Annotated in this window: 8 protein-coding genes and 1 pseudogene; 8 read left to right on the top strand and 1 reads right to left on the bottom strand. The window is 41.5% G+C overall.

Going from position 1 to position 12,071, the window contains the following annotated elements; genetic code table 11:
• The first annotated feature begins 8 nt into the window (after window positions 1-8).
• The 5 genes from IEO70_RS11175 (at window position 9) to IEO70_RS11155 (ending at window position 8,974) form a co-directional block, all read left to right on the top strand.
• Window positions 9-2,432, top strand: a complete 2,424-nt coding sequence (locus tag IEO70_RS11175) for a glycogen/starch/alpha-glucan phosphorylase (RefSeq protein ID WP_190998461.1) — start codon at window positions 9-11, stop codon at window positions 2,430-2,432.
• Between the two features lie 9 nt (window positions 2,433-2,441).
• Window positions 2,442-4,298 carry a glycoside hydrolase family 13 protein gene (locus IEO70_RS11170; RefSeq protein WP_190998460.1) on the top strand — a complete coding sequence of 619 codons (1,857 nt, stop codon included), beginning with the start codon at window positions 2,442-2,444 and terminating at the stop codon, window positions 4,296-4,298.
• Between the two features lie 38 nt (window positions 4,299-4,336).
• Entirely contained in the window at window positions 4,337-6,094 is a 1,758-nt protein-coding gene (locus IEO70_RS11165; RefSeq protein ID WP_206711563.1) for a phospho-sugar mutase, read from the top strand.
• Complete coding sequence (malQ, locus tag IEO70_RS11160) at window positions 6,078-7,607, top strand: 4-alpha-glucanotransferase (RefSeq protein ID WP_235973591.1); 1,530 nt, start codon at window positions 6,078-6,080, stop codon at window positions 7,605-7,607. Before IEO70_RS11165 ends, malQ begins: the two co-directional genes overlap by 17 nt.
• Before the next feature lie 437 nt (window positions 7,608-8,044).
• Window positions 8,045-8,974, top strand: a complete 930-nt coding sequence (locus tag IEO70_RS11155; protein WP_190998458.1) for an alpha/beta hydrolase — start codon at window positions 8,045-8,047, stop codon at window positions 8,972-8,974.
• A gap of 87 nt (window positions 8,975-9,061) precedes the next feature.
• On the opposite strand, the gene IEO70_RS11150 is transcribed toward IEO70_RS11155, so the two are convergent.
• Window positions 9,062-9,376, bottom strand: a complete 315-nt coding sequence (locus tag IEO70_RS11150) for a hypothetical protein (RefSeq protein ID WP_190998457.1) — start codon at window positions 9,374-9,376, stop codon at window positions 9,062-9,064.
• 255 nt (window positions 9,377-9,631) lie between these two features.
• Here IEO70_RS11150 and sstT point away from each other — a divergent pair, with 255 nt between their 5' ends.
• The 3 genes and pseudogenes from sstT (at window position 9,632) to IEO70_RS20450 (ending at window position 11,984) form a co-directional block, all read left to right on the top strand.
• Window positions 9,632-10,864: a serine/threonine transporter SstT gene (gene sstT / locus IEO70_RS11145; RefSeq protein WP_190998456.1), complete on the top strand. Its 1,233-nt coding sequence runs from the start codon at window positions 9,632-9,634 to the stop codon at window positions 10,862-10,864.
• An 86-nt stretch (window positions 10,865-10,950) separates the two neighbouring features.
• Window positions 10,951-11,406, top strand: coding sequence for an AraC family transcriptional regulator (locus tag IEO70_RS11140; protein WP_190998455.1), 456 nt, complete (start codon window positions 10,951-10,953; stop codon window positions 11,404-11,406).
• Window positions 11,407-11,660: 254 nt separating this feature from the next.
• Window positions 11,661-11,984 (top strand): annotated as a pseudogene (locus IEO70_RS20450) (flavodoxin).
• The last annotated feature ends 87 nt before the right edge of the window (window positions 11,985-12,071 follow it).

Genomic DNA, 12,071 nt, shown 5'->3' with positions numbered 1-12,071 from the left:
GAATCATCATGGAAGTAACGGAATTAAAAGATGAAATAAGGAATGGTATCACTAATAAGCTATCTCGACATTATGGGATTTCGGCAGAAGAAGCCACTACGTCACAAATGTACAAAGCGTGTGCTAGAACAGTCCTTGATATACTTTTGGAGAAGCGAGCGAAGTTTAATAAACAAATTAAGCGCAACCATAGTAAGAAAGTATATTATTTATGCATGGAATTCCTTGTAGGCCGTTCTCTAAAGAACAATGTCTACAATTTAGGACTGAAGGATGAGTTTGAGGATGTACTGTCGGAGTGGGACTTTAAGCTCGAAGACTTGTATGAAGAAGAGCCTGATGCAGGCTTAGGGAATGGCGGATTAGGACGATTAGCTTCTTGTTTCATGGACTCCCTCGCCACGATGGAATATCCAGCAATGGGATATTCAATTTGTTATGAATATGGTTTATTCAAGCAGAAAATAGTTGATGGCTGGCAAATGGAATTACCCGACATTTGGTTACCTGGCGGAGATGTATGGTTAAATAAACGGAACGATCTCACTTTTCAAGTGAAGTTTCAGGGCAGAATTGAAGAGAAATGGTCTGATAAAGGCTTGAAGATTGAGCATCTTGATTATGATGAAGTAGAAGCTGTTCCTTTTGACATGATGATCTCAGGTGCAGATTCTGAAGGTGTTTCAGTATTGCGTTTATGGCGCGCCCGAGACATTAAAAACTTCGATATGAATTCTTTCGCGCAAGGTGACTATGAACGCGCAATGATGGAGAATACAAGTGCTGAGCTGATTAATAAAGTTCTGTATCCATCTGACAATCACTTTGAAGGGAAAACATTGCGATTAAGACAGCAATATTTCCTTGTATCGGCTTCAGTTCAAAACATTGTTCGCGAGCATTTGAACCAATACGGCACGCTTGCGAATTTCAGTGAAAAAGTAGCCATCCATATCAACGATACGCATCCGACGCTTTGCATACCGGAATTAATGCGCATCTTCATGGATGAGCATAATTATACTTGGGATGAAGCGTATAAAATGGTCACAGAAACTGTCACATATACAAATCATACCGTATTGGCAGAGGCTTTGGAAAAATGGTCGGCTGGCTTAATTCAGCAGCAACTCCCACGGATTTATGGAATTATTAAAGAGTTGAACGAACGTTTTTGCCATAGTTTGTGGCTGAAATATCCAGGTAACTGGGAAATGGTTGAACGTATGTCCATTATATCGCATAATCAGGTGCGCATGGCAAACCTGGCTGTGGCCGGCTCCAATTGTGTGAATGGTGTGTCCAAGCTACATTCTGAAATATTAAAAGATGATGTATTTGCCGATTTTAATCGAGTAAACCCTGAAAAATTCACGAATGTCACAAATGGTATTGCTCATAGAAGATGGCTTTGCCAATCCAACCCGGAATTAACGGAATTGTTGGATGAATGCATCGGCGACGCCTATAAAAAAGACGCTAAGCGACTAGGCGATTTCCGCCGTTATCATAGCAACAAAGCAGTTCTTCAACAGCTTGAGAAGATTAAGTACAATAATAAAGTGCGATTTGCTGAATTGATGGATAAGAAAGGCGTAACAATCGATCCGCAATCGATGTTCGTTGTTCAGGCAAAAAGGCTCCATGAATACAAGCGTCAGCTTCTGAATGCGCTACGTATCATTTCTTTATATTTAGATTTAAAAGATAATCCGAATATGGAAATCGCGCCGCAAACATTCCTTTTTGCAGCGAAAGCAGCTCCCGGTTATTACATTGCCAAAGAAGTCATTAAACTGATTTGCCATTTAAGTGCAGAAATCGAGAAAGATCCGATTATGCGCGAAAAAATTCGTGTAGTCTTTTTAGAAAACTATTGTGTGACGATGGCAGAACATTTGATGCCGGCAACAGAACTGAGTGAGCAAATTTCGCTTGCAGGAAAAGAAGCAAGCGGTACCGGCAACATGAAAATGATGATTAACGGCGCATTGACACTCGGCACAATGGATGGCGCCAATGTAGAAATCACAGAGGCGGTTGGACGCGATAATATTTTTATCTTCGGTATGCATGCCAATGAGGTGGAACGAAGATGGAAGGAAGGCTATGCCGCATCGTCTTACTACCACAATAACGCTAAAATTCGTCGCGTTGTTGACCAACTGCGGATTGGGTTTAACGGTGAATCCTTTGAAACGATTTATCGCTACTTGATTGTAGGGGAATATGGAATCGGCGATCCGTATATGTGCTTGGCTGATTTCGAGGATTATTTAAAGGTTCATCAGAATGCTATGGAAGTTTATAAAGATCAACTGAAGTGGAACAAAATGTCACTCATTAATATTGCGGGTGCAGAACGTTTTGCGGCTGACCGCAGCATAGAAGAATACGCTGATCGTATTTGGGGGATATCGCCGCTTAAATAAGGAGATGGAATGGTGGAAATTTCAATTCGTTCACGGTTTAGCAAGGGATGCTTCCGAGAACCGACAGGAGCAGTGCCGAATAATTCAACCATTGTATTTGAAATCCAGGTTCCTCGTTCTTATGGATTGAAGGAGACATCAATCGTCTGGATTAATGACGAAGATGATAAATATCAATATATAAGAATGAAGTGGAAGGGCATAAGTGGAGGCCGGGATATTTATGAGCAGGAAGTAAAAGTGAAGCAACAAGGGTTAGTTTGGTATTACTTCCAGTTGAAGACTCTGAACCACATTTTATATGTGGGGAAAGGCATAGATGGCCATATGGTGACAGAGGTTGAGCCTCCGTCATGGCAATTGACGGTTTATGATAAAGACTTCAAAACGCCGGATTGGATCAAGGGCGGTATTTACTATCATATTTTCGTCGACCGCTTTGCGAAGGAAGGCCCAGGCTTAGTTAGAAAAGACCAAAAGTTTCGTCATGATTGGGGCGGGTTACCGGAATATGCACCGAATGAGCATGGCGAAGTAGTCAACAATGACTTCTTCGGCGGCAATTTGAAGGGCATTATTTCAAAGCTTCCATACCTTCACTCGTTAGGTGTTACATGCATTTATTTGAGCCCAATCTTTGAGGCCTTTTCTAACCATAAATATGATACGGGCAATTATAAAAAAATCGATCCTTCGTTCGGTCATTTGCAAGATTTTCAAAATCTGTGCGAGGCAGCGATGAAGTATGATATCCGCATCATTCTCGATGGAGTTTTCAACCATACCGGCTCTGATAGCATTTATTTCAATAAAAAAGGGAAATATCCTTCGGTTGGTGCTTACCAATCGAAGGCATCCCCATATTATGATTGGTATAAGTTTTTTCATTATCCGGATCAATATGAGTGCTGGTGGGGAATTGATACGCTGCCGGCCATTAATGAAGAAAATCCGAGCTATGAGGAATTTATAGCCGGCAAGGAAGGAATCGGCAACAGATGGCTATTAGAAGGTGCTTCTGGTTGGCGCTTGGATGTTGTCGATGAATTACCTGATCGTTTTTTGGAGAAGTTCCGTGAGGCTGTGAAGGGAGTCGATCCCGAGGCGCTCATCATTGGGGAAGTTTGGGAAGATGCTTCGAATAAGGTTGCATATGGCAAGAGGCGCAATTACTTTTATGGACAGCAATTGGACAGTGTTATGAACTATCCGTTCAAGGATGCGATAATCCAGTTCATCCGCTATCAAGACGCCAAAAATTTGCATAACGTTGTGTCATCAATTGTCAATAATTATCCGCCTCAAGTGCTGCACTGTTTAATGAATATGCTTGGCACCCATGATACAAGAAGGATTTTAACTGCCCTTGGCGGCAAGGAATTGCATCATGCCTCTAAAGACGTGAAAGCGCGAACGAGCATGACGGAGGAAGAAAGAGAACATGGGCTGCAATTAATGAAGCTGGCTGTATTGCTGCAAATGACTTTACCGGGCGTACCGTGCATTTATTACGGAGATGAAGCCGGAATGGAAGGCTATGAAGATCCGTTCAATCGCCGCTGCTACCCGTGGGGCGAGGAAGATTCGTATTTGCTGCGCTGGTATAGAAAATTAGGCAAAATACGTAAAAAATGGACTGTTTTCAAAGATGGCAGTTATGAAACCATTCATTGCGAAGATTCGGTTTTCATTTTCCAACGCAGAAATGAAAAAGAAAAAATCGTGATAGGTGTTAACCGTTCTGATAAACCGTTTCGTTTAGAAGTTGAAAACAACTATGAAAATCTGCTGCATCATGAGTCGGTAAGAAAAAAATATATTATTGAACCAAATGGCGCATGTATGTTAGTACATAAAACTAATTAAACAATAGAGAAAATTTTTCTGGGATAGGAGTAATAGCTATGAAGCTTTATAAAGAAATGTTTGAAAAATGGATGAATAGTGAAGTTGTGGATGCAGAAACAAAACAGGAGCTATTGACTTTAGCCGGAAATGAAGCGGAAATCGAAGGCAGATTCTCTTCTATGCTTGATTTCGGTACTGCGGGATTACGTGGAACAATGGGTGCCGGACTGCATAAAATGAACGTGTACACAGTTCGTTACGCAACTCAAGGCTTGAGCGATCTAATTTTGGCAAATGGTGAAGAAGCAGCAAGAAAAGGGGTTTGTATCGCTTATGATAGCCGTATTAATTCTCAAGAATTTGCTTGGGAAGCTGCATGCACATTGAGCGCTAACGGCATTTCTGTTTATTTATTCGATGAACTGAGACCTACTCCAGAGCTTTCTTTTGCCATCAGAGAATTCGGCGCAATTGCCGGCATCAATATTACAGCGAGCCACAATCCGAAAGAGTACAACGGCTATAAAGTATATTGGGAAGACGGCGCGCAGTTACCGCCTCAACATGCGAAACAAATTTCTGACCGTTTGAGCGAGATCGACATTTTTGATGACGTAAAAACATGTTCACGCGAAGAAGCTTTAAACAAAAAGCTTGTAACAATTGTCGGCAAAGACTTTGATGAAAAATATATCGAGAAAGTTCTTGGTGAATCTGTCGGCAAACAATATGTTGCACAAGCAGCTGACAAAGTTAGAATGATTTATACGCCAATTCATGGAACGGGCTATCGTTTAGTTCCGGAAGTGATGAAACGTTTAGGTATCAAGCATTTGTTGACTGTTGAAGAGCAAATGCAGCCGGACGGCAATTTCCCGACTACAAAATCTCCTAACCCAGAGGAAAAAGATGCCCTACGCCTGGCTATAGAACTGGCACAAAAAGAAAACATTGATTTGATCGTTGGTACAGACCCGGATGCTGACCGCGTTGGTATTGCAGTACGAGACTGCAGCGGTGATTATGTGCCATTAACAGGTAACCAAATCGGCGTATTGCTGCTTGATTATTTAATCCAAAGCCGCAAAGCGAACGGTACATTGAAAGACAATGCTGTTGTAATTAAAAGTATTGTTTCAACAAACATGGCGAAAAGCATTGCCGAGCAAAACGGTGTACATTTAATGGATGTTTTGACCGGATTCAAATTCATCGGTGAAAAAATTAAAGAATTTGAAACAACAAATGAATATAGCTTCCTATTCGGTTTTGAGGAAAGCAACGGCTATTTAGCGGGTACTTACGCACGTGATAAAGATGCGATTGTCGCTTCTATGCTGATTGCGGAAATGGCTTGCTACTATCAATTAAAAGGCATGACTTTATATGAAGCGTTAAACGTTTTATATACTAAATACGGCTTCTTCCAAGAACAATGCGTATCGATCACGATTGGAGGCTTAAACGGTCTTGAAACAATGAAGGGTATTATGAGAAGCCTACGCAACACTCCGCCGACTGCATTTGCAGGTATTGAAATCGCGAAAGTAGGGGACTATCAATCAGGCAAAGTAGCGGATGTGAAAACAGGTGAAGAGACTGTGACCGGTCTTCCAAATGCAGATGTATTGTTCTATGAATTAGAAGACGGATCATCTGTTATTGTTCGTCCATCAGGAACTGAACCAAAACTGAAACTATATATTATGGTTAAAGCTGAATCTAAACCGGAAGCTACAAACAAAAAAGAACAATTAGTGCAGGAAAGTAAGTCTCTCATAGGGAAGTTGAGTGAAAATGATATCTGCATCTAAGCGATTTGAACGAACAGCCGGCGCTTTATTGCCAATATTCTCATTGCCGGGAGATTACGGCATTGGCGTTTTAGGTAAGGAAGCAAAAGCATTTGCCGATTTTCTGGTTTCCGCAGGACTTCATGTATGGCAAGTGTTGCCGACTGTTCATGCCGGGGCAGGGAACTCTCCATATTCGGGAGTTTCCGCCTTTGCCGGCGATCCCAATTATATTGACCCGGAAGCACTTTTCGAACAAGGGTTAATTACGGAAGATGAATTAGCATCAGCGCGTTATGTGAAGGCGCTTCATAAAGTCGATTATGAATGGCTTGATGCTCACCGTCCCGCTTTGTGGAAACGAGCATTCAGCCGCATAACGCCTGAAATTCGAGCAGAAATCAATCAGTTTCAGGAAGAAAATGCCTATTGGCTTGAAGATTATGCGCTGTTTATGACATGCAAGGAAAAGGAACTGGAAGTGAAAAGCAAGTCACTTTTGACCGAGCCGCAAATTCAGGCCTTAAAAAGTGATGACATCTATTCATATTACTGCTTTTTGCAATATGAATTTTATCGGGAATGGACGCTTTTAAAGGAATATTGCGAGGATAAAGGCATTGGTTTAGTCGGTGATTTACCGATTTACGTGTCTCAAGACAGCTGCGATGTATGGGCCAATCCGGAAATATTTTTGCTTGATGACGATCTCGAACCAATCGGCATTGCCGGGACACCACCCGATTATTTTTCAGAGGATGGACAGTGCTGGGGCAATCCGCTCTATGATTGGAGCCGAATGGAAGAGGACGGTTACGGTTGGTGGATTGATCGCATTGCTTTTCATTTGAATTATAATGATGCGATGCGGATTGATCATTTCCGTGGCTTTGAGAAGTATTGGTACATTCCGGCTGATGAGCCCAATGCCAAGAAAGGTTACTGGGAAACAGGTCCCGGACTTAAATTGTTCGAATTATATGAGCAAAAGTATGGTCCGGCTCCGATTATTGCAGAAGATCTAGGTACGGTCGATGAGAACTTTTTCAAGTTTATGGCGAAAAGTGGCTATCCCGGCATGAGAGTGATGCAATTCGCTTTTGACGGGTCGAATACGATGCATTTGCCGCATAATTATGTTCATCATACAGTTGCCTACACAGGCACGCATGATAACAACACGACACTCGGTTGGATATGGGAAGCATCTCAAGGTGAGCGTGAACGCGCCATCAATTATTGCAACATCCCGATCAGCCATTGGGGAGAGGGCGGTCCGCATTCTCCTGTCTGTCAATCATTTTTGCGGACACTGTATCAATCCGTCGCTAATATCGTAATTGCGCCACTTCAGGACTTCTGCGGATTTGGCGCTGACACGCGCACCAATATTCCGGGAGAAGCGCTCCACAACTGGAACTTCCGATTCACAAGAGAAAACATCCGGTCAATAGACCGCGATTTTCTGAATAAACTATGCGAAACATATCACCGCAACCATGAGTTTCGGTTTTATAGCGAGGATCAAGATTAGACTCTGAGATTTCAGGGTCTTTTTTTGATGGGTGGTTTTGGAGGTGTGGAAAGCCAGGCTGCCAACAGATTTCCGGGATTTTATAGGGAGACCGTTTCGATTTCTGCTGGTTCCTGTGCTTTATGAAGAAACGATTGCAGTACAGCTCTCAAACTATATATCCGACTCTCAAGGTGAAAAATAAAGAAATTGAATGAAAAGCCAGCAATTTATCGGATTTTTTCATTGAAGTTGTTCCAATCATGCTAGTTTCCGTACCAGGACCTTTTTAATCGGATGGTTCACGATACTTTCTTCATATCCTAAAAAAGTGGCTGTTTTTTCCGGTAAATCCCTGCGTTACTTTTACTAACAAAAGTCTTTGTAAGCGCTAAACATTTTTATGCTCATTCAGTGCATATACTCTACTATGATCAGTGAAGGGAGAAAATGAAACTATGCCGCTACACCCAAAATTAGATTATTTTTTAAAGAACTTTCCACCTTTAGAGAATCCTGATATTGAAGCAATTCGCAGCCGCAATATTGCATTATTGAGTCAATCATCACCATCTGTCGCTTTTGTAGAAACTACTGCAATAAAAAGAGACGAAGGGGATTTGCCGATTCGCATATACACGCCTGAGGGGAGTGCGCCTTTTCCGGTATTCGTTTATTTTCATGGGGGCGGCTTTGTATACGGAAATCTTGACACGCATGATACGATTTGCCGAATCATCTGTAGAGAAACCAGTCAACTTGTGATTGCCGTTGATTACCGGTTGGCGCCTGAGCATCCGTTTCCCGCTGCACCGAATGATGCGTATTATGCGACAAGTTGGATTAGTGAAAATGCTAAGAAATGGAATGGAGATGCGAAGAAGCTGACAGTAGGTGGGGACAGCGCCGGTGGCAATTTGGCAGCGGCTGTCGCACTTATGTCGAAAGAAAATGGAGGGCCGAAAATTTCCAATCTCATTATGCTTTATCCGGCAACCGATATGCGAAAAGGGGTGAAACAGCAACTCTATCCTTCTTATAAGGCAAATGGACAAGGATATTTCCTCACCGAACAGACGATGAGCCTTTACGGTCAGCTTTACCTTCAAAATCCAGCTGATGCGGAGCACAAGTACGCTTCTCCGCTGTTAGTGGAAGACGTCAGCGGCTTTCCGAGAACGTTGCTGATCACTGCTGAATATGATCCGCTTCGTGATGAAGGGGAACAATATATCGCTAAGCTGCATCAAGCAGGTGTCGAGGTCGAGCTTTTTAGAGCATCTGGTCTAATTCATGGATTCTTCAATTTGTTCGGTATGATGAATGCGGATGACGACTTGCAATATATTTATGAAAAAATTGCTCGCTTTTTAAAGCAGGATAATTGATGGAAGATGTATCATATGCAAAGCAGGAATAAAGCAACGTTAAATAAAGAGAGCGGTCAATGATTTTGGCCGCTCAATTTTTATAGATTAATAAGCGTAATATGTATAATGGATGTTATGCTCGACTAGAAATTCGATAAATCTTTTCTCGCATTCGGGACCTTTGAACATTTCCTGAACAAGATCTAGAAGAGGTTCATCGGACTGCATTTCTTCTTTCAGCATATCATGAAGCTCAGTTGTTTCTTCTTCTGTCAGTAAGTAATAGTATTCGTGAATCTCATCATTCCATTTTTTTTCGATGAAAGCAACCATCACTTCGAGTTGGCTCTGTTTTAAATAGCCGTAAATGTAAACCGTCAATTCATCATCTTTGCGTCTATATAACAATACCTTATCCATATCGATCTCCTCAATTACGCTAGATTTAGTCGTTAATCTATTCCCCTGCGGTTCGAAAAAAAACCTTATTTTTTATAAAAGGTGAGGTACTTTTTTAGTTCTACTATTCTACTAATAAAAAAATATTATTTAAAAATAAAAATTATTTCATAATTCTTATTTTTCATGATAAAATAGTCAATAACATCAAAAGTCCATTCCAGAGATACATTTGTATTTTATGAGTGTGCTTATTGGGTATGACGGAGGGGTATTATGAAAAGTTTATTATTAAAATGGGACCGCATCAGTTTGGTCAAGCAGATTTTAATCGGCATGATTATTGGCATTATTTTAGCTTTAACGATCCCCGATGCGGCTAGGTGGGTGCCGATATTCGGATCTTTATTTGTCAGTGCGTTAAAAGCCGTTGCGCCAATTTTAGTTTTTGCGATTGTGCTGCATGCAATTTCTAAGCATAGAAGCGGTCACAAAACGAATATGAAATCCATTATAGGTTTATATGCAATCGGTACGGTTCTTGCCGGTTTAGTAGGAGTTATAGCCAGTTTCCTATTTCCGGTTACACTGTCGCTTACAACGGGTGCTGAGGATGTGGCGCCGCCGAGCGGAATTGCGCAAGTACTTGAAACGATATTGTTCAATGTAGTCGACAACCCTGTAAATGCACTTATTAATGCGAATTATTTAGGTATTTTAACTTGGGCCATCTTGCTTGGGATTGTATTAAGAAAAGCTTCTGATACAACGAAAACTGTTATCGAAAACTTTTCGGATGCTGTATCAGTCATCGTAAAATGGGTAATCAAATTAGCTCCGCTAGGTATTATGGGTCTGATTTTTGATGCGATTGTGACAACTGGTCTTTCTTCACTGCTAGTTTACGGAAAGCTGCTGCTAGTGTTGCTTGGAAGCATGTTCTTTGTAGCATTGGTGATGAATCCGCTGATTGTATTCATCTATACTCGAAAAAATCCGTATCCGCTTGTATTTAAAGTATTAAGAGAAAGCGGCATTACGGCATTTTTCACAAGAAGCTCAGCTGCCAACATTCCGGTTAATATGACATTGTGCGAAAAACTGGGATTGGACAAGGATACGTACTCTGTATCAGTTCCGCTTGGTGCGACAATCAACATGGCCGGCGCTGCTGTAACGATTTCGGTATTATCGCTTGCAACAGTTCATACACTTGGAATTGACGTTGATATACCGACAGCGCTAATTCTTGTTGTACTAGCTGCTGTATCAGCGGCTGGTGCATCAGGCGTTCCGGGCGGTTCACTATTGCTGATTCCGCTTGCGTGCAGCTTGTTCGGGATTTCCGATGATATCGCAATGCAAGTCGTGGCAGTCGGTTTCATCATCGGTGTTCTGCAAGACTCTTGTGAAACAGCACTGAATTCATCTTCTGACGTACTGTTCACGGCAACAGCAGAATATGCGAAAGAACGCAAATATAATAAAGAAGCGGTTATTAAACTATAAAAAAAGTATGAGAGCGATTCGAAGGTCAATGAGACTTTTGAATCGCTCTTTTTAATGGTATATAACTACTGAGGAGGAGGAAAACGATGAATATGCGAGTCGAAAAAATGCCAAAATGCCGAATTGCTTATGTGCGCCAAGTCGGTCCGTACGGAGAGGGGAATGTTCAAGCGATGGAGAAAATTAAAAAATGGGCACGGGAAAAACAACTAATGGCCGATGGTGTCATTCTTGGGATAGCATTAGATAACCCTGAGACAACCGCGCCGGAGAATTGCAGATATGATGCGTGCGTGGTCATTCCTTATAATTTTGCAGCAGATGATTCCTTTTGCGAGGCCGAGCTTGCCGGAGGTGAATATGCAGTTTGTAAAGTGAAGCATACTTCACAAGATATTCAAAGGGCATGGGCAGAGATTTTTCCTGCATTAAATGCTATCGGTTATCAAATAGCGGACCGGCCGATAATAGAGCGATATAAAGAAGAGATGGTTACGAACGGATATTGCGAGTTATGTGTTCCAGTGAAAATGCTATTGTAATATATTGGGTGGATTTTTCGTGAAAAATATTCGAAATCTTCTTAAATAACGTTGACTTAATGACAGCTTAAAGTTTAATGATCAAAAATGAGCATTAACTTAATCAAGATGATGAATGGAAAATAAATTCCGAAACAAATGTCTTGATTGTCTATTTATCATGTACTGGAAAAACAAAAGCTATTGCGGATCAAATTGAGTCGAACGAAGGCGGAGACTTATTTGAGACGGCCGATTCAAAGCTTTTGACTCATGTGCGAAACATGGAAGGTTATGATGTTATATTTCTGGGATTTCCGAATTGGTGGGGGACAATGCCAAAAGCCGTGTGCTCATTCTTGTAGGAATACAATTTTTCCGATAAAACGATTATCCCATTTTGTACAAGTAGCGGCAGCGGCTTCGGCACTAGCTTAAGCACCATTGCCAATCTATGCCCAGGTGCAAATATTACGAAAGGCTTGTCTGTCTTAAGCATGGATGTTATTCATGTACATCGAGAAGTAAAAAAATGGCTGGACGAACTAGGCGTGACATCAAACGTCAGCCAAAGCGGCAGCTCAGTTTGGAAACGATAGATGATGATAAAAGGGTCGATCTCTCTGCTTTTGTTGGGGGTTGACTCTTTTTTGTTTTCGGGTGAGGAGTCGATTTATGAGCAGTAA

Source organism: Peribacillus faecalis, from assembly GCF_014712675.1.
Taxonomy (GTDB): domain Bacteria; phylum Bacillota; class Bacilli; order Bacillales; family DSM-1321; genus Bacillus_AD; species Bacillus_AD faecalis.
The sequence above is the reverse complement of the archived record's forward strand: the minus strand, read 5'-3'. Positions and strand labels throughout refer to the sequence as shown.

Coding starts and splice junctions, on each gene's coding strand:
- IEO70_RS11155 (WP_190998458.1), top strand. CDS start 8,045: ATGCCGCTACACCCAAAATTAGATTATTTTTTAAAGAACTTTCCACCT.
- IEO70_RS11140 (WP_190998455.1), top strand. CDS start 10,951: ATGAATATGCGAGTCGAAAAAATGCCAAAATGCCGAATTGCTTATGTG.
- IEO70_RS11150 (WP_190998457.1), bottom strand. CDS start 9,376: ATGGATAAGGTATTGTTATATAGACGCAAAGATGATGAATTGACGGTT.
- IEO70_RS11170 (WP_190998460.1), top strand. CDS start 2,442: ATGGTGGAAATTTCAATTCGTTCACGGTTTAGCAAGGGATGCTTCCGA.
- IEO70_RS11175 (WP_190998461.1), top strand. CDS start 9: ATGGAAGTAACGGAATTAAAAGATGAAATAAGGAATGGTATCACTAAT.
- IEO70_RS11165 (WP_206711563.1), top strand. CDS start 4,337: ATGAAGCTTTATAAAGAAATGTTTGAAAAATGGATGAATAGTGAAGTT.
- malQ (WP_235973591.1), top strand. CDS start 6,078: ATGATATCTGCATCTAAGCGATTTGAACGAACAGCCGGCGCTTTATTG.
- sstT (WP_190998456.1), top strand. CDS start 9,632: ATGAAAAGTTTATTATTAAAATGGGACCGCATCAGTTTGGTCAAGCAG.